Annotated in this window: 15 protein-coding genes; 7 read left to right on the top strand and 8 right to left on the bottom strand. The window is 70.4% G+C overall.

From position 1 onward, the window contains the following. Window positions 1–156: 156 nt before the first annotated feature. The 4 genes from ROTAS13_RS07660 to petA form a co-directional block, all read right to left on the bottom strand. Window positions 157–1,047, bottom strand: a complete 891-nt coding sequence (locus tag ROTAS13_RS07660; RefSeq protein ID WP_075821982.1) for an S-methyl-5'-thioadenosine phosphorylase — start codon at window positions 1,045–1,047, stop codon at window positions 157–159. A 110-nt stretch (window positions 1,048–1,157) separates the two neighbouring features. Beyond that, complete coding sequence (locus tag ROTAS13_RS07655) at window positions 1,158–1,946, bottom strand: cytochrome c1 (RefSeq protein ID WP_019459666.1); 789 nt, start codon at window positions 1,944–1,946, stop codon at window positions 1,158–1,160. Next, window positions 1,946–3,223: a cytochrome b N-terminal domain-containing protein gene (locus ROTAS13_RS07650; RefSeq protein ID WP_019459665.1), complete on the bottom strand. Its 1,278-nt coding sequence runs from the start codon at window positions 3,221–3,223 to the stop codon at window positions 1,946–1,948. Before ROTAS13_RS07650 ends, ROTAS13_RS07655 begins: the two co-directional genes overlap by 1 nt. A gap of 59 nt (window positions 3,224–3,282) precedes the next feature. Beyond that, complete coding sequence (gene petA / locus ROTAS13_RS07645) at window positions 3,283–3,921, bottom strand: ubiquinol-cytochrome c reductase iron-sulfur subunit (protein WP_226946024.1); 639 nt, start codon at window positions 3,919–3,921, stop codon at window positions 3,283–3,285. 298 nt (window positions 3,922–4,219) lie between these two features. Here petA and hemF point away from each other — a divergent pair, with 298 nt between their 5' ends. Next, entirely contained in the window at window positions 4,220–5,194 is a 975-nt protein-coding gene (hemF, locus tag ROTAS13_RS07640; protein ID WP_226946023.1) for an oxygen-dependent coproporphyrinogen oxidase, read from the top strand. Between the two features lie 69 nt (window positions 5,195–5,263). On the opposite strand, the gene ROTAS13_RS07635 is transcribed toward hemF, so the two are convergent. The 3 genes from ROTAS13_RS07635 to ROTAS13_RS07625 all read right to left on the bottom strand — a co-directional run bounded on the left by ROTAS13_RS07635 (window position 5,264) and on the right by ROTAS13_RS07625 (window position 6,341). Then, window positions 5,264–5,818: an NADPH-dependent FMN reductase gene (locus tag ROTAS13_RS07635; protein WP_075821981.1), complete on the bottom strand. Its 555-nt coding sequence runs from the start codon at window positions 5,816–5,818 to the stop codon at window positions 5,264–5,266. Window positions 5,819–5,943: 125 nt separating this feature from the next. Then, a complete protein-coding gene (locus ROTAS13_RS07630) occupies window positions 5,944–6,147 on the bottom strand; it encodes a hypothetical protein (protein WP_075821980.1) in 204 nt (67 codons plus the stop codon). A gap of 2 nt (window positions 6,148–6,149) precedes the next feature. Then, window positions 6,150–6,341 (bottom strand): hypothetical protein, encoded by a 192-nt coding sequence (locus tag ROTAS13_RS07625; RefSeq protein WP_075821979.1) that lies wholly within the window; start codon window positions 6,339–6,341, stop codon window positions 6,150–6,152. A gap of 167 nt (window positions 6,342–6,508) precedes the next feature. Between ROTAS13_RS07625 and ROTAS13_RS07620 the strand changes: the two genes are divergently transcribed. The 6 genes from ROTAS13_RS07620 (at window position 6,509) to ROTAS13_RS07595 (ending at window position 14,007) form a co-directional block, all read left to right on the top strand. Further along, a complete protein-coding gene (locus ROTAS13_RS07620; protein WP_075821978.1) occupies window positions 6,509–7,180 on the top strand; it encodes a tyrosine-protein phosphatase in 672 nt (223 codons plus the stop codon). A 39-nt stretch (window positions 7,181–7,219) separates the two neighbouring features. Next, a complete protein-coding gene (hemA, locus tag ROTAS13_RS07615; RefSeq protein ID WP_075821977.1) occupies window positions 7,220–8,422 on the top strand; it encodes a 5-aminolevulinate synthase in 1,203 nt (400 codons plus the stop codon). Between the two features lie 248 nt (window positions 8,423–8,670). Further along, complete coding sequence (locus tag ROTAS13_RS07610; RefSeq protein ID WP_075821983.1) at window positions 8,671–10,308, top strand: NAD(P)/FAD-dependent oxidoreductase; 1,638 nt, start codon at window positions 8,671–8,673, stop codon at window positions 10,306–10,308. Window positions 10,309–10,477: 169 nt separating this feature from the next. After that, complete coding sequence (locus ROTAS13_RS07605) at window positions 10,478–10,927, top strand: hypothetical protein (protein WP_075821976.1); 450 nt, start codon at window positions 10,478–10,480, stop codon at window positions 10,925–10,927. Window positions 10,928–11,116: 189 nt separating this feature from the next. Beyond that, the gene (locus tag ROTAS13_RS07600) at window positions 11,117–13,258 is read left to right on the top strand and encodes a VTT domain-containing protein (protein WP_075821975.1); all 2,142 of its coding nucleotides are present in this window, start codon (window positions 11,117–11,119) and stop codon (window positions 13,256–13,258) included. 74 nt (window positions 13,259–13,332) lie between these two features. Further along, window positions 13,333–14,007: an endonuclease/exonuclease/phosphatase family protein gene (locus tag ROTAS13_RS07595; RefSeq protein ID WP_075821974.1), complete on the top strand. Its 675-nt coding sequence runs from the start codon at window positions 13,333–13,335 to the stop codon at window positions 14,005–14,007. Between the two features lie 97 nt (window positions 14,008–14,104). On the opposite strand, the gene ROTAS13_RS07590 is transcribed toward ROTAS13_RS07595, so the two are convergent. Beyond that, window positions 14,105–16,714 carry a cation:proton antiporter gene (locus tag ROTAS13_RS07590; protein ID WP_019459653.1) on the bottom strand — a complete coding sequence of 870 codons (2,610 nt, stop codon included), beginning with the start codon at window positions 16,712–16,714 and terminating at the stop codon, window positions 14,105–14,107. Window positions 16,715–17,062 lie beyond the last annotated feature (348 nt).

Genomic DNA, 17,062 nt, shown 5'->3' with positions numbered 1-17,062 from the left:
GCACCTGCCCCCCCTCCTCGGCCACCAGCACGGCCTGTCCGCTTTCCGGCGCGATCAGCCCGGTGATCGCCGCGGGGGCGATCTCGTTGCCGCTGAGCTGGCGCATCAGCGCGACCAGCACCGGGACATCCCCCGGCACCGCAGGCCTCACCGCGATCACGCGACCTTGCCCAGCACGCGCCCGGCCACGGCGTCGAGCTTCGCCATCAGCGCCGGATCGCGCTTCTCCGGCGGGGTCACGAGCGCCATCTCCAGCGCCCGGTCGCAGCCATAGGGGCAGGCGCCGCGCGGCGCGCCCAGCGAGGGGATCACCCGCTTCACCAGGGTCCGCGCCTTGTCGGCGTTGCCGTGCATGATCTTGACCACCGCATCGACGGTGACGTGGTCATGGTCCGGGTGCCAGCAGTCGAAATCCGTCACCATGGCGACGGTGGCGTAGCAGAGCTCCGCCTCGCGGGCGAGCTTGGCCTCCGGCATGTTGGTCATGCCGATCACGTCGCAGCCCCAGGCGCGGTAGAGTTCGCTTTCCGCCTTGGTGGAGAATTGCGGCCCCTCCATCACGAGATAGGTGCCGCCGCGCTTGTGCGGGATGCCGATCTCGCGGGCCGCCGCCTCCATCGCGTCGCCGAGCCGGGTGCAGACGGGATGCGCCATCGACACATGCGCGACGCAGCCGGTCTCGAAGAAGGTCTTCTTGCGGGCGAAGGAACGGTCGATGAACTGGTCCACGATCACGAAATGCCCGGGCGGCAGGTCGCCGTTCAGGCTGCCCACGGCGGAGACGGACAGGATCTCCGTCACGCCGGCGCGCTTCAGCACGTCGATATTGGCGCGATAGTTCAGCTCGCTCGGCGGCACGCGGTGGCCGCGGCCATGGCGCGGCAGGAAGACGCAGCGCACGCCGTCGAGGCGACCGAAGAGCAGCTCGTCGGAGGGCTCGCCCCAGGGGCTCTCCACCCGGCGCCATTCGCGCTCCACAAGCCCGTCGATGTCGTAGAGGCCGGAGCCTCCGATCACGCCGATCACGGGTTCGATCAGGTCGGACATGCTGCATCCTCTCGGAAACGGGCAACGGCCGCGCAAGGCGGCCGTGAGGGATTCCCGGAACACGGGCTTGCCCCCACCATGCCCGTTTCCCGGCATGGCGGGTATCGCCCTCAGTGCAGGTCGGCCCAGACCCTGCGCTTCACCGCATAGGCGAGCCCGGCCAGGACGACGAGGAAGATCAGGATCTTGATGCCCATGGCGCGGCGGGTTTCCAGGTTGGGCTCGGCGGCCCAGGCCAGGAAGGTGGCGACGTCGCGCGACATCTGGTCCTCGGTCGCCTTGGTGCCGTCCGCGAACTCGACCTGCCCTTCGTTCAGCGGCTTGGGCATGGCGATCATGTGGCCGGGGAAGTACTTGTTGTAGTGCATCCCGTCCGGCAGGTTCACGCCCTCGGGCGGATCGGCATAGCCGACCAGCAGGGCATGGAGGTAGTCCGCCCCGCCTTCCCGCGCCTTGGCGATCACCGAGAGATCCGGCGGCAGGGCGCCGTTGTTGGCGACGCGCGCGGCGTTCTCGTTCGGGAAGGGCGCGCGGAAGCGGTCGCTCGGCCGGCCGGGACGAGGGTTCACCTGGCCGTTGTCGTCCGGCGCGCCGGGCACCTCCACCGAGGCGGCGGCCGCCTGCACCATGGCTTCCGGCAGGCCGATCTGGGTCAGGTTCCGGTAGTAGAGCTGGTGCAGCGAATGGCAGTTGGCGCAGACCTGCATGTAGACCTGCGCCCCCCGCTGCAGCGCCGCGCGGTCGAAGGTCCCGATCGGGCTGCTGAAGGAGAAGCCCGCCTTCGGGATCTCGACCTCGCCTTCGGCCGCCCGGGCCAGCGCCGGGGCAAGCACCGGCCCCAGGGCGAACAGGGATGCCAGGGCGGCGCGCCCGGCCAGAGGCTTGAGGCGACGGATCATCACGCCTTCTCCATTGGCTTGCCCGCGGCCCCGGCCGGCAGCGGCCCGCCGCCCCGCCGCAGCACCGGCCGGCTGATGCTTTCGGGCAGCGGCAGGGGCTTCTCCAGCCGCGACAGCAGCGGCAGGATCACCAGGAAGTAGAGGAAGTAGTAGGCCGTCGCGACGCGGCCGATGGTCACGTAAGGCTCCTCCGGCGGCTTGCCGCCGATCCAGAGCAGCACGAAGAAGCTTACCACCCAGACGAAGAAGAAGGGGCGCGCCAGGGGCCGGAAGCGCATGGAGCGGACCGGCGAGGCATCCAGCCAGGGCAGTATGAAGAGCACCGCGATGGCGCTGAACATCATCAGCACGCCGCCGAGCTTGCTCGGAACCGCGCGCAGGATGGCGTAGAAGGGCAGGAAGTACCATTCGGGCACGATATGCGCCGGCGTCACCAGCGGGTTGGCCGGGATGTAGTTGTCCGGGTGGCCCAGGTAGTTCGGCGCGAAGAAGACCAGCACGGCGAAGACGATGAAGTAGACGACCAGCCCGACGCTGTCCTTGGCCGTGTAGTAGGGGTGGAAGGGGATGGTGTCCTGCGGCCCCTTGGGCTGGATGCCCAGCGGATTGTTCGAGCCCGCGATGTGCAGCGCCGCGATGTGCAGGAAGACCACGCCCACGATCACGAAGGGCAGCAGGTAGTGCAGGGCGAAGAAGCGGTTCAGCGTGGGATTGTCCACGGAGAAGCCGCCCCAGAGCCAGGTCACGATGTGCTCGCCCACCAGCGGGAAGGCCGAGAACAGGTTGGTGATGACGGTGGCGCCCCAGAAGGACATCTGCCCCCAGGGCAGCACGTAGCCCATGAAGGCCGTGGCCATCATCAGCAGGAACAGCACCACGCCCAGGATCCAGAGCAGTTCCCGCGGCGTCTTGTAGGAGCCGTAGTAGAGCCCGCGGTAGATGTGGATATAGACCACGATGAAGAACATCGAGGCGCCGTTGGCATGGGCGTAGCGCAGCAGCCAGCCGTAGTTCACGTCGCGCATGATGCGCTCGACGCTGTCGAAGGCCAGGTTGGCGTTGGGCGTGTAGTTCATCGCCAGGAAGATGCCGCTGGCGATCATGATCACCAGCGTCACCATGGCCATGGCGCCGAAGTTCCAGAGGTAGTTGAAGTTCCGCGGCGTGGGGAAGGAGCCGTATTCCTTCTCCATCATCGTGAAGATCGGCATGCGCTGGTCGATCCACCGCAGCACCGGATTCTTGACGTCGCTCTCGATCAGGCCAGGGGCGGCCATGGGATCCTCCTCAATCCTGGACAGGCGGTGTCGCCGGGTTCGTCCCGGCGTACAGCCCCTCAGCCAATGCGAATCCGGGTGTCGTTGGTGAAGGCATAGGGCGGCACCACCAGATTCGTCGGGGCCGGCCCCTGCCGGATCCGCCCGGCGGTGTCGTAGACGCTGCCGTGGCAGGGGCAGAACCAGCCACCATAGGCGCCCCGCTCATCCGTCGGCTTCTGCCCGAGCGGCACGCAGCCCAGATGCGTGCAGATGCCGACCACGACCAGCCAGGGCTCCTTGCCCGGCTTGGTGCGGCTCTGGTCCGTCGCCGGGTCCTTCAGCGCCGACATCGGCGTGTCCACCGCGGCCTTCACCTCCTCCGGCGTGCGGTGGCGGATGAAGACCGGCTTGCCGCGCCAGACCACGGTGATGGCCTGGCCCGCCGCCACCGGCCCCAGGTCCACATCCGTGGTGGAAAGGGCCAGCGTATCCGCCGCCGGGTTCATGGAATTGATGAAGGGCCAGGCGATCGCGCCCGCGCCCACCAGGGCGAAGGAGCCGGTGACCAGTGTGAGGAAGTCGCGCCGTCCCGTGGCGTGGCCGTGGGAATCGCCCCCTTGCGGCGGCAGCCCCGGACGTTCGCTCTGGGTCTTGCCCGATCCCGTCAGTCCGGGAATCGACCCCGATACACCCGCGGTCGCCATCTGCTCGGCCATGCGTCTTGTCGTCCCACGTCGCCAGATCTTGTGCCCCGGCCATCCGGTCCCGTGACACCCGATTCAGCGACATGCCCATTCTGGGACACGCCCACCCCGGAAGGCATGGAAACCAGACAGCCGTTCGTCCTCCCGCCATGCCGGCCCAGGGAGGACCGGGTCCGGCGTCGGACCTTGGGGGGACGCGAAAGGTCGCCATTCCGGCCACCGTTTCCACCCCCTTGTTGCGACCATATAAGTCTGTGGCGCGACGGGTGGCAACGCCACCTGTCGCGCCCGACACATTCGGGGTGCCGAAATGACACAGATCCCGCCTGACAGCCTTCCCGCCGGCACGGCCGGTGGCGGCGCCCGCGACGATGCCCGGGCGGAAGCCCCCGGTGCCGCCCCCGATACCTCCCTGGCGCGCCACCCCCTCGCCGCCCCGGCCCGCGCCTGGTTCGAATCGCTGCGCGACCGGCTCTGCGCGACCTTCGAGGCGATCGAGGACGAGCTCTCCTCCACCCCCCATGCCGGCCTGCCGCCCGGCCGCTTCGAGCGCCGTCCCTGGCAGCGCCCGGAAGGCGGCGGTGGCGTGATGTCGGTGATGCGCGGTCGGGTCTTCGAGAAGGTGGGGGTGAACGTCTCCACCGTCTGGGGCGAGTTCTCGCCGGAATTCCGCCGCTCGATTCCCGGGGCCGAGGAGGACCCGCGCTTCCTGGCCACCGGCGTGTCGCTGGTGGCGCATATGCGTTCCCCCCGCGTGCCGGCGGCGCACATGAACACCCGCTTCATCACCACGACGCGAAGCTGGTTCGGCGGCGGCGGCGACCTGACCCCCATGGTGCCCGAGGCACCCGAGGCGCGGGAGGATGCGGCGGGCTTCCACGCCGCCTTCCACGCCGCCTGCGACCGGCACGACCCGTCCTACTATCCGCGCTTCAAGGCCTGGTGCGACGAGTACTTCTTCCTGCCGCATCGCAACGAGCCGCGCGGGCTGGGCGGGATCTTCTACGACTGGCTGGGGCGGGACGACGCGGAGGACAGGCTGGCGGACCACTTCGCCTTCACCCGCGACGTGGGCGATGCCTTCCTCGCTGCCTATCCGGCCATCGTGCGGCGCCGGATGCATGAGCCCTGGACGCCGGAGGAACGGGAGAACCAGCTCGTCCGGCGCGGCCGCTACGTGGAGTTCAACCTGATCCACGACCGCGGCACGCTGTTCGGGCTGAAGACGGGCGGCAATACCGAGGCGATCCTGATGTCCCTGCCGCCCGAGGTCCGCTGGCCCTGACCTATTGGCCCTGGCTCACCGGCTCCGACCTTCGGCCCTGAGCCGCCAGCCCCCGAAGGCCCGGGCCGCCTATTTCAGGCGGCGCGCCAGCTCGGCCAGCTTCGCCAGGTGTTCGCCCAGGAACTTCCGTGTGCCCTCGTCGGTCAGCCGCCCTTCCGCATCGAACTTGCTGCCGGCGCCGCCGACCAGGACCTCGCCGCCGGGCAGCACATGGCAGCTCATGATCGAGAGCACCTGCCGGAGCTGATAGTTGGCGAGCGCGGTGCCGAGCACACCGGGTCCGGCGCCGATCACCGAGGCCACCTTGCCGATGGCGGGCGGCGCGGGCGGGCGGGACACCCAGTCCAGCGCGTTCTTGATTACGCCGGAGAAGGAGCGGTTGTATTCCGGCGTGGAGATGAGCAGCGCATCCGCATCCGCCACGGCGAGCCGCAGGGCCTCGACCGGGGCGGGATAGCCCTGGGTCCGGACGTCGTCGTTGTAGAGCGGGATCTCGCCGAGGTCGAAGACCCGCACCGTGACACCCGCAGGTGCCAGTTCCGCGGCCGCATGCAGCAGCGCCGTGTTGTAGGAGCCTTTCCGGAGACTGCCGGACAGGGCCAGAATCTTGAGGGAGTCGCTCATCGGGCCTCTTGGTCAGGAAAATGCAGGCCGGGACGAAGCCCCGACCCGCCGCCCCTGACTTAGGCCCCACTGACGGCCGCGGAAATGGCGCAGTGCAACAGCGCCATCACCACCCGCTATCGCCGCTATTTCCGGCGCGGATCGGAACTGTGGTGGCGGTCCGCCTCGCCCCCGCCGCCGGACACCTGGCTGCGCGAGGTGCTGGTGGCCTCACCGGGCCGGGGCTCCTCCGCGTGGCGGGTGGAATGGCCGTGGTTGCCGCCCTGATGGCTGCTGCCGGGCCCTCCACCGGACCGGTCGGCCTCCTCGGTCTTCTTGCTGGTGGACATCCTCACCGGTCCTGCTGATAGCCCTGGTGGGTGGTGTTCTGATGCGTGTTGCCCTGGCGGCCCTGCTGCGCCGGGTCGCGCTGCGTGGCGTTGGCCTTGGCCTCCTTCGGCGAAATCTCGCCTTTTCCGGCGTTGCTGACACCATGCGGGCTTCGGTTCTCCGGCGGCACGGGAGGGAGATGGGCGTTGCTCATGGCGTCTTCCTTCTTTCCCTTGTTCTGGTCCCGCCCCTCCTAACGCTTCCGGGCCGGGCTCCGTTGCCCCTCGCCGGGCCAGCCCATCACGGCGCATGGTGCCAGCCCTGCCTTTCCGCCCGGGCCTGCCGCTTGTCCTGGCCCGGACGCGACGCCATACCCCTGGCGTGCCGAAAGATCCCTCCACCTCCGCTGGGCGCCGTGCCGCCTGGGCGGACAGCCTCCTGCACGACCACTCCATCCTGCGCATCGGCTGGCGGAACTGGGGCGCGGTCGAACCGGGTCGCCTGTACCGCTCCAACCACCCCCAGCCCTGGCAGCTCGCCCAGGCGGCGCGGCGCTTCGGGCTGCGCTCCGTGGTCAATCTCCGCGGGCAGCGGGTGGAATGCGGCTCCGACGCCCTGTCGCGTGAGGCGGCGCTGCGACTCGGGCTGGCGCATTACGACGCCCCCTTCGAGAGCCGGGGCGCCCCACACAAGGACCGCATCCTGCGCCTGGCGGAACTCTTCGGGCGGATCGAGGAGCCCGTGCTGATCCACTGCAAGTCCGGCGCCGACCGCACCGGGCTGGCGGCGGGGCTCTGGCTGCTGCTACAGGGGCGCCCGCCCGAGGAGGCGGTAGCGCAGCTTTCCCTGCGCTGGGGGCATATCTCCGCCAGCAGGACGGGGATTCTCGATGCCTTCTTCCGGCTCTATGCCATGGCCTGTCGGAGCGGGGCCTCCCCCAAGCCCTTCCTCGACTGGCTGCGCGAGGATTACGACGAGGCCGCACTTCGCCAGTCCTTCACCTCCCGCCCCTGGGCCGACCGCATCGTGGACGGGCTGTTGCGGCGGGAGTAGGCCACCCCCTTATATCCTCCCGCCTGTCGCGGAGACGCCATGCACCCGTTTCACGATCACTGCCGCCGCGAACTGGCCCAGATGAAGGCCGAAGGGCGCTACCGGACCTTCGCCGACCTCAGCAAGTCGCGCCATGGCTTCCCCCGCTACACCATGCCGGATGGGCGGGAGGTTCTGGTCTGGTCCTCCAACGACTATCTGGGCCTGGGCGGCTCCGACATCCTGGCCGAGGCCGCGAAGCGGGCGGTCGAGGAGCACGGCGTCGGCTCCGGCGGCACGCGCAACATCTCCGGCAACACGTCCTACCATGTCGCGCTGGAGGCCGAGCTGGCCACGCTGCACCGGAAGGAGGCGGCGCTGGTCTTCACTTCCGGCTATGTCGCCAACCAGGCGGCGCTGGGCACCATCCTGGCCAGCATGGGCGGCAACTGGCAGGTCTTCTCCGACGAGAAGAACCACGCCTCCATGATCGCGGGCATGAAGAACGCCCGGAAGGCGATCTGGCGCCACAACGACGTGGCCCATCTGGACGAGCTGCTCGCCCGTGCCGAACCGGGGGTGAACAAGCTGGTCGCCTTCGAATCCGTCTATTCCATGGACGCGGATATCGGCCCGCTAGCGGACATCATCGCCGTTGCCCGCAGGCACGGCGCGCTGACCTATCTCGACGAGGTCCATGCCGTCGGCATGTACGGCGAGCACGGCGCCGGCGTGGCGGAGCGCGACGGGGTGCTGGACGGTATCGACATCGTCCAGGGCACGCTGGGCAAGGCCTTCGGCTGCCATGGCGGCTATGTCGCGGGCGATGCGGCGGTGATCGACTGGCTGCGCTCCTCCGCCTCGGGCTTCATCTTCACCACCTCCATGCCGCCCTGCATCGCCGCCGCCGCCCTGGCCTCCGTCCGCCATGTGAAGGGCGCGACGGCACTGCGGGAACGACACCAGGAACGGGCGGCGCGGCTGAAGGCCGCGTTCCGCGAGGCGGGCGTGGAGCCCATGCCCTCGATGAGCCATATCGTGCCGGTGCGCGTCGGCGACGCCGCCCTGTGCCGCGAGGTCAGCCGCCTGCTGCTGGAGGACCACGGCCTCTATGTGACGCCGATCAACTACCCCACCGTCCCACGTGGAACGGAACGCCTGCGCTTCACCCCCACCCCGCTGCATGGCGATGCGGAAATTGCCCAGGCCGCGCGGGCCGTGGCCCAGGTGCTGCGCCAGCTCCGGGCCGCCTTCGCCGCCTGATCCGGGCGGCGGCTCTCCGCGCCGGGTCGCGCTTCTGATCCGGCGTTGCGCTCTCCCCGAGGCGAGAGGCGCCCCCCCGGCGGCCAGCCACGGGGCACAACGCGGCCAGAGACAGCCACTCCGGGCGTGGCCGGGGGGCAACGCCCCCGCCGCGCATCGAACGCATGGCGCGGGCGATGTTTCTCCGGCTTGGTGCGCGCGGCGGCGCGACCTATCTCTCCCCGGATGACCCGCATCCTTCCGCCGACATGCTGCGCCTGACCGAGCTTCGCCTGCCCCTGGACCATCCCGAGCCCGCCCTGCGCGCCGCGCTGCTGCGGCGCCTTGGCGTGACGGAGGCGGATCTGCTGGGCTTCACCGTGGCGCGACGCGGCCATGACGCGCGCAAGAAGTCCCAGATCCTGCTGGTCTATACGCTGGACGTGGAGCTGCGGAACGAGGCCGCGGTGCTGCGCCGCTTCGCCCAGGACCGCAACATCGCCCCGGCGCCCGACACGCGCTACCGCTTCGTGGCACGGGCGCCGGAGGGCTTCGCCAATCGTCCGGTGGTGATCGGCGCCGGCCCCTGCGGGCTGATGGCCGGGCTGGTCCTGGCGCAGATGGGCTTCCGCCCCATCATCCTGGAGCGCGGCAAGGTGGTGCGGGAACGCACCAAGGACACCTGGGCGCTCTGGCGCAAATCGGTGCTGACGCCCGAGAGCAACGTGCAGTTCGGCGAGGGCGGCGCGGGCACCTTCTCCGACGGCAAGCTCTATTCCGGCATCAAGGACCCGCAGAACCTGGGCCGGAAGGTGCTGGAGGAATTCGTGAAGGCCGGGGCGCCGGAGGAGATCCTCTTCGTCTCCAAGCCGCATATCGGCACCTTCCGCCTCGTCACCATGGTGGAAAGCATCCGCGCGACGGTGGAAGCCCTGGGCGGCGAATACCGCTTCGGCGCGCGGGTCGAGGACCTGGAGATCGGGACCGCTCCGGACGGCACGCGCCAGGTCCGCGGCGTGGTGCTCCAGGACGGCGAGCGCATCCGCGCCGACCATGTGGTGCTGGCCCTGGGCCACAGCGCCCGGGACAGCTTCGCCATGCTGCACGAGCGCGGCGTCTACATGGAGCCCAAGCCCTTCTCCCTCGGCGTGCGGATCGAGCATCCGCAGTCGCTGATCGACCGCGCCCGCTTCGGCCCCTTCGCCGGACACAGGACGCTGGGGGCGGCGGACTACAAGCTGGTCCACCACGCCGCCAACGGGCGGGCGGTCTATTCCTTCTGCATGTGCCCCGGCGGCACGGTGGTGGCCGCGACGTCGGAGCCCGGCCGCGTCGTGACCAACGGCATGAGCCAGTATTCCCGCGCCGAGCGGAACGCCAATTCCGGCATCGTGGTCAGCATCACCCCGGACGACTATCCGGGTGGGCCGCTGTCCGGCATCGCGTTCCAGCGCCACTGGGAATCCCTGGCCTTCGAGGCGGGCGGCAGCACCTATGCCGCCCCGGCGCAGCGCGTCGGCGATTTCCTGGCCGGACGCCCCTCGACGGAACTCGGCAGCGTCATCCCCTCCTACAAGCCGGGGGTGACGCCCACCGACCTCGCCCTCTGCCTGCCGGATTTCGCCGTGGCGGCGATCCGCGAGGCCCTGCCCGCCTTCGCCCGGCAGATCCCGGGCTTCGCCATGGAGGATGCGGTGATGACGGGGGTGGAGACGCGCACCTCCTCCCCGCTGCGCATCCGCCGCGGCGAGGACCTGCAAAGCCTGAACACGCGCGGCCTGTTCCCGGCCGGCGAGGGCGCGGGCTATGCGGGCGGCATTCTGTCCGCCGGGGTGGACGGCATCCGCATCGCCGAGGCGGTGGGGCGGAGCCTGTTGGGGGCTGTGGAAACACAGGCCGCCGCCTGAGCCACCGCGACCCGGCCTCTCCACCGGCCCAGGCCGCCCGAAACGGGGCCAGGGCACGGAAATCACGCCTTTCTCGCTCCTCCAGCGGGAACCGGCCATAATCCTGCCGCCTGGCCCGCCTAACCGGCCGGGCCCGGGAAAACGCCCCGGGAAAAGCCAGGAGGACCGCATGCCCATCCCGCCCCCCCTCGTTGCCCATGCCCCGGCGGCCACGATCGACGAGCTGGAGAGCATGAGCCTGCGGCTGGCGGACGAGGTGGTCCGGCTGCGCATGCAGGCCAGCAGCCAGAAGGACGAACTGGCCGCCGGAAGGACCCGTACGGCGGCCCAGACGCGCGAGATCGCCGCGCTGCGGGAGGAACTGGCGAGGATGCGGGAGAAGCTGGGCGAGGCGGAAACGCGGCTGAGCGTGGAGGCCATGCATGCCGAGGGGCTGCGGGCCCAGGGCCTCTATCTGGTTTCCCTGGGAACCGAGGCGCCCCGCGCCAGCGAGCCGAGCGGCCAGCACTACGCGGATGGCGAGGTGAAGACCCGGCTCGCGGTGGTCTACGAGGAAGCCTTCGACCGCAAGGGCCACGAGATGGGCATTTCCGACCCGACCCAGTTCCGGGCGGATTGACCCCCGCGCGCCACAACCATAACTGGTACGGGTTGGGGCCGGTGCCAGTCACGGCCGGGGCGGCCCTACGGCACAAGGCTTCCGCAATGCAAAACGGACCGCCCCCGGCCGCGTTAGGGCCTCGGTCCGGATATGGCAGGTGGCTTGCGGGTGGGTAACATCAGGGCGATCAGGCGCTGGCGTCCAGCGATGCTGTCAGGGCGTGCGGCGCTCCTCCAGCCCGGCCGCAACCTCTGGCGGCTGGCGCGGGCGGAACGGGCCACGCTGCTGCCGGATGCCGCGCCCTACTACGACGCGCTGCGGAAGGCGCTCCGCAATGCCCGGCACAGCATCCAGATCGTCGGCTGGGACATCGACAGCCGCACGCCGCTGGCCGGCCCCTCTGGCCGGGTGGAGGACGGGCTGCCGGAAACGCTCGGCCCCTTCCTGAGCGCCCTGGCCGAGCGCAATCCGGACCTCAGGATCCGCCTGCTGCTCTGGGACTATTCCGTCCTCTACGCCATGGAGCGCGAGTTGCTGCCGGTACTGGCGCTGCGCTGGAACACGCCCCCCAATGTCGAGCTCTGCCTGGACGATACGGTCCCCTTCGGCGCCTCCCACCACCAGAAGATCGTGGTGGTGGACGGCGCCATCGCCTTCGCCGGCGGGCTGGACCTGACCATCCGCCGCTGGGACACGGCGGAGCACGACCCGGACAACCCGTTGCGCGTCGACCCCGGCGGCGCGCCCTACCCGCCCTTCCACGACGTGCAGATGCTGGTGGACGGCCCCGCCGCCGCCGATCTGGCGGAGCTGGTGCGCCGCCGCTGGGCCCGCGCCGCCTGCGAGGAACTGCCGCCCGCCCCGCCCGCCCCGCACGATCCATGGCCGGAGGGCGTGGCGCCGGATTTCCATGACATCGCCGTGGGCATCGCCCGCACCGAGCCCGCCACGGAGGACCGCGACGGGCACCGACAGCCCCCCATCCGCGAGATCCGGCAGCTCTACCTCGACACCATCGCCACCGCGGAGCGCTGGATCTACGCGGAGAACCAGTTCCTCACCTGCGGCACCATCGCCCGCGCCTTCATCCGCCGGCTGAAGGAGCGGCCGGAACTCCAGATCCTCCTGGTCTGCCCGAAGACGCACCACACCTGGCTGGAGCACCGCACCATGCTGGCCGGGAGAATCCGCTTCATGCGCGCCATCCGCCGCGCCGGCATGGGCGGGCGCGTCCGGCTGGTCTTCCCGCATGTGCGCGGGACGCGGACCGAGCACGAGGTCATGGTGCATGCCAAGGTCATGATCATCGACGACCGGCTGCTGCGCGTCGGCTCCTCCAACCTCTGCAACCGGTCCATGGGCACGGACACGGAATGCGACCTGATCCTAGAGGCTGGGGACGAGGCCGGGCGCCGGTCGGTGCGGCGTGTCCTGGGCCGCCTCCTCGGCGAGCATCTGGGCGTTTCGGGCGAGGCGGCGACGGAGGCCCTCGGCAGGCACGGCGCGCTGTTCGCGGCGGTGGATGCCCTGAATGGCGGGGACCATTCCCTGCGCCCCATCGAGGATGGCGAGTTGAAGCGACACGAGCGCGTGCCCACGCTGGAAGCGGCGGCCGACCCGCACCGCCCGATCGGGGCGGAGGAATTCTTCGCCGACTTCGCCCCCGGCAATCCCGGCGGCAAGCCCTGGCCGCTGCTGCTGAAAGCGCTGCTGGTGCTGGTGCCGGTCGTGGCCATCGGCCTGCTCTGGCGCTACACGCCGATGGCGGACCTCGTCTCGCCCTCCGCCATCCGCGCCATGCTGGACGAAGGCGGCGGCTGGGGCCCTTTCGCGGCCATCGGCCTCTTCCTGCTGCTGGGCCTGCTGGCCTTTCCGGTCAACGTGCTGATCATCGCCACCGCCGCCACCTTCGGCACCTGGCCGGGGCTGGGCTATGCCACCGGCGGCGCCATGCTCAGCGCCGCCGCCATGTACGGCCTGGGCCGCCGCATGGGGCCGGACCTGCTGCGGCGCTTCCTGGGCCCCCGCATCAACCGCGTCAGCCAGAGCGTGGCCCGCAACGGCATCATGGCGGTCACCGCCATCCGCCTGCTGCCGGTGGCACCCTTCACCCTGGTCAACCTCGTCGCCGGGGCGATGCGCATCCGCTTCTTCGACTACATGGCCGGCACCTTCCTGGGCCTGCTGCCGGGCGTGGTGCTGATGTCGGCGCTGGGCGACCGGATGACCCGCATCCTGGAATTCCCCACGGTGGAGAACGTGGCGCTGCTGCTCGGGCTGATGGTGCTCTGGGCGGGCGTCACCTGGGGCCTCCAGCGTCTCGTCCGGCACCTGCGGCACGAGGGCTGAGCTTGCCGCACCGCAAAGCCCTGCCGCCATCGCCCGCGCCGCCATCACACAAGCCGCCGGGCGGCCTGCGCGTCATGAGCTGGAACATCCATGCCGGGATCTGCCCCGCCGGGCGCTACGACCTCGGCCGCGTCATCGCCCTGGTGCGGCGCCACGCGCCCGACCTGGTCGCCTTGCAGGAAGTGGAGGGCCGCAACCGCCATGATGGCGAGCAGCCCTTCCGCCTGCTGCGCGAGGCCCTGGGCGGGCAGGCGGTGGAGGCCGCCACGATGCGCGAGGCCGGGGGCAGCTACGGCCACATGCTGATCAGCCGCCTGCCCCTGCGCGAGGCGGCGGTACACGATGCCTCCTTGCCGGGGCGCGAGCCGCGCGCGGTGATCTCGGCGGTGCTGGACCTCGCCGGTGGCCCGCTGCACGTCTTCTCGGCGCATTTCGGCCTGCAGGGACGCGAAAGGCGGCACCAGGCAAGGGTCCTGGCCGGGCTGGCGCGACAGGTGGAAGGCCCCGCCCTGGCCATGGGCGACTTCAACGAATGGAGCTGGCGCGGCGCCGTGGACCGCGCCTTCCTCGGCATCCTGCCGGTCCGCACGCGGGAAAGGACCTTCCCCGTGCGGCGCCCGCTGCTTTCGCTGGACCGGATCTACGGCCGCCCGCGCCAGCTCCTGCGCCGGAGCTGGACCGACCCCGCCGCCCGGGAAGCCTCCGACCACCTGCCCGTCCTGGCGGAAATCGAATGGCCGGGCGGGTAGCCCGCCGTCGCGCGTAGCGGCCGGCCCCGGGGGAGAGGCGCTGCCTTTCCCGCCGGCCCCTCTCTCCGCCGGGGAAGCGCAACGCCGGACAGGACCGTCAGCGTTCCTCGGACACCCGGTCCCGGGTTTCGTCGGCGATGCGGAAGGGCGGCTCGGGCGTCGCGGTCACGTAGCGCATCTCTGCCGTCTCCCCGTCCTCCCCGTCGTCCTGTTCCGCCACCACCTCCCGGGAGGGCAGCCGGTCGCCGGCCAGCCGCTCGAAGCGGCCCACCAGCTGCGGCGCGTCCAGGATCATGCGCTGGAAATCCGCGGCGCTCAGCTCCAGCAGGTGGCAGAAGCTGGTGGCCCGCGCGCGGGCCTTGCGGCGGCCGCCATGGATCAGCTCGTGCTCCCCGAAGAACTCGTTGGGGCCCAGCCGGACTTCCTGGCCGTCCTGCATGAATTCGACTTCGCCGGAACTGATGAAATAGACCGAATGCGCCTTCTGCCCGGGGCGGTAGATGCGCTCGCCCGGCACGGTGAAGCGCACCGTCATGCTGATGGCGATGTCGTGCAGCACCGCCTCCTGCAACCCGATGAAGACGGGAAAATCCTTGATCCGCATGTCGAGCCCGGATTGCAGGTTGAACTTCAGCGGCCGGCCGATATGGCGGCGCGCCTGGTCCAGCGACCGGGACAGCTCCTCGTAGAGCTCCTCCCCGATCAACGATTCGCTGCGCAGGCTGGCATACTCGTCCGCCTCCTGCCGCAGCCCGATCTGGCGCAGCATCCGGCTCTCCAGCGCCTCGGCATAGCCAGGGTATTGCAGGCGCAGCGTGTCCATCGCGTCGGCCAGCAGGTCCTCCCGCCGCGCGACGATGTCGCTCACCACCTCGGTCACGCGGGCACCCAGCACCGGCTCCATGCGGCGGCGCATGAAGCGCGACATGGCGACGGACACCAGATGCGTGAGCAGCAGGGTCTCGAAACGCTCGGCCATGCAGTGCATCAGCGGCGTGTCGATGCGGAAGTTCCGGTGCAGCCACTGCGCCGCCTGGAAGCGCAGCGTCGGCCGCAGCCGCCGCCGCGCCGCCTGGATGTAGCCGAGCCGCCCCTCGGAGCGGGCCCCGTCGATCATGCTCTCCGCGGTCCAGAGCAGGTTCTCCATGACACGGCGGGAAAGGCCATGGTCCTTGAAGATCTCCAGCAGGACGGCGCGTTCCTGCGAGGCATAGGTGATCAGGCCCAGCGTCACGCGGTCGCGGTCGCCGATCGCCGTGTCGAAGGTGTTGGCGGCGGTCTCGACCTTCACCCGGCGCTCGTACATGTCGAGGACATGGGCGCAGGCCTGGGGGGAGAAGCCGAAGTCGCGTGCCGTGTCGCGCAGCCGGTCCCGCACCTCGCCGAGCCCGATGGCCACCACCTGGTTGCGCAGCGCCTGGTCGGTGGGCGAGAGCTGGTCGAGCTTCAGCGCCCGCACCAGGAAGCGCAGCGTGGTGCCGTTCACCAGCAGGGTGAAGAGCACGTAGCCGGTGGCCAGGATGGTGATGAAGCGCTGCGTCGCCGCCGGCACGCCGACATGCTCGGTCACCGACAGCGCCAGCGCCAGGGTGATGGCGCCGCGCAGCCCCCCCCAGAGGATGGTGACCTTGAAGCGGATCGGGATACGCTGCGAGATGCCGACCCAGCGCAGGACCGGCAGCAGGCCGAAGAGCACCACCGCCCGGGCCAGCGTGGCGGCCAGCACCACCGCGCCGACCAGCACCAGGTCCCACCGTGTCATGCCGAGCAGCAGCCGCGGCACCAGCATCGAGGCCAGCACGAAGACCAGCGAGCTGGCCCAGAAGGCGAGCTGTCCCCAGACATCGGTGAGATAGGACCAGCTCTGCGGCCGGAAGGTGGAGGGGCCGATGGCGCTGACCGTCAGCCCCGCCGCTGCCGCCGCCACCACGCCGGAGGCGCCCAGGACCTCGTCGCAGAGGATATAGGCGAAATAGGGCAGCGCGAGCGTCATCGTCACCTCGGCCGCCCGGTTGCCGCCCAGCACGGGCATGACGAAGAGCATGGCCCGCGCGAAGACGAAGCCGACCGCCAGCCCCTCCACGAAGGAGACCACCAGCGTCACGCCGCCGGCCAGCCAGTCCGGCTCGTGATGCCCCACGATCTGCGCCAGCAGGATGGTGAAGATCGAGATGGCCGCCGCGTCGTTCAGCAGGCTCTCGCCCTCCACCAGTCGGGTCAGCCGGCTGTCGGCGCCAATGTCGCGGAAGACGCCCACCACCGCCGAGGGGTCGGTCGTGGCGACGATGGCACCCAGCAGCAGGCAGGAGGCCAGCGGCACGCCCGCGATGGGAGCCAGCGCGAAGCCGATCGCCGCCGTGGTCACCAGCACCGCCACCACCGCCAGGACCAGCACCGGCGCGGCGTCGCGCGCCAGGCGCCGCACGTCGATGGAGAGCGCGCCGTGGAAGACCAGCAGCGGCAGGAAGATGAAGAGGAAGACCTCCGCGTTCACCGGGAAGTTGATCAGCGTGCCGGCGACGTCGTCGATCGCCTTGTTCACCCGCTGTTCCATCAGATAGGCGGCCCCGCCGCCAAGCACGGTTCCCACCACCGCCAGCAGCACCGTGTCGGAAACCATCAGGCGCTTCGCCAGGGGCTGCACGGCGCTCACCACCACCAGGAGCGCGGCGATGGCCAGGAGGATATGAGGAAGGTTGATCAGCATCACCGGCAGCTTCTACCCGATGCGGTGAGGAAATGTGACGGAATGCGGCATCGGCATGGCGCGGGGCACAGGCCCGCCTCCCCGTTGAAGGAGGCATTATCGTACCCCCAGGTCTCCGGAATGTGTCGCGATCCTTGCCGATCCGCGCATTCCGTCGCACCGGGGCACGTCCGCCGCTCTCCGTTGCGCGGCGCGGGCCCGTGCGGACGCGGCCGGGCCATGCGTCCGCGGAGGCGCCGTCCGGCTTGCGGCCCGGGGCCGGGTGGCACATGTAAAAGCCATGCTCCCAGCCTCGTGGCACCGGCCGGCTCTGGCCCCCCGCCCTGCGTCCGCAGGACCGCGCCTCCC

This window comes from Roseomonas sp. TAS13 (assembly GCF_001950415.1).
GTDB classification, from domain to species: domain Bacteria; phylum Pseudomonadota; class Alphaproteobacteria; order Acetobacterales; family Acetobacteraceae; genus Roseomonas; species Roseomonas mucosa.
This window is presented reverse-complemented; position numbering and strand designations above follow the sequence as displayed.

Excerpts from the sequence above, each read along its gene's own strand:
- ROTAS13_RS07660 (WP_075821982.1), bottom strand. The coding sequence starts at position 1,047 with ATGTCCGACCTGATCGAACCCGTGATCGGCGTGATCGGAGGCTCCGGC.
- ROTAS13_RS07655 (WP_019459666.1), bottom strand. The coding sequence starts at position 1,946 with ATGATCCGTCGCCTCAAGCCTCTGGCCGGGCGCGCCGCCCTGGCATCC.
- ROTAS13_RS07650 (WP_019459665.1), bottom strand. The coding sequence starts at position 3,223 with ATGGCCGCCCCTGGCCTGATCGAGAGCGACGTCAAGAATCCGGTGCTG.
- petA (WP_226946024.1), bottom strand. The coding sequence starts at position 3,921 with ATGGCCGAGCAGATGGCGACCGCGGGTGTATCGGGGTCGATTCCCGGA.
- hemF (WP_226946023.1), top strand. The coding sequence starts at position 4,220 with ATGACACAGATCCCGCCTGACAGCCTTCCCGCCGGCACGGCCGGTGGC.
- ROTAS13_RS07635 (WP_075821981.1), bottom strand. The coding sequence starts at position 5,818 with ATGAGCGACTCCCTCAAGATTCTGGCCCTGTCCGGCAGTCTCCGGAAA.
- ROTAS13_RS07630 (WP_075821980.1), bottom strand. The coding sequence starts at position 6,147 with ATGTCCACCAGCAAGAAGACCGAGGAGGCCGACCGGTCCGGTGGAGGG.
- ROTAS13_RS07625 (WP_075821979.1), bottom strand. The coding sequence starts at position 6,341 with ATGAGCAACGCCCATCTCCCTCCCGTGCCGCCGGAGAACCGAAGCCCG.
- hemA (WP_075821977.1), top strand. The coding sequence starts at position 7,220 with ATGCACCCGTTTCACGATCACTGCCGCCGCGAACTGGCCCAGATGAAG.
- ROTAS13_RS07610 (WP_075821983.1), top strand. The coding sequence starts at position 8,671 with ATGCTGCGCCTGACCGAGCTTCGCCTGCCCCTGGACCATCCCGAGCCC.
- ROTAS13_RS07605 (WP_075821976.1), top strand. The coding sequence starts at position 10,478 with ATGCCCATCCCGCCCCCCCTCGTTGCCCATGCCCCGGCGGCCACGATC.
- ROTAS13_RS07600 (WP_075821975.1), top strand. The coding sequence starts at position 11,117 with ATGCTGTCAGGGCGTGCGGCGCTCCTCCAGCCCGGCCGCAACCTCTGG.
- ROTAS13_RS07595 (WP_075821974.1), top strand. The coding sequence starts at position 13,333 with ATGAGCTGGAACATCCATGCCGGGATCTGCCCCGCCGGGCGCTACGAC.
- ROTAS13_RS07590 (WP_019459653.1), bottom strand. The coding sequence starts at position 16,714 with ATGCTGATCAACCTTCCTCATATCCTCCTGGCCATCGCCGCGCTCCTG.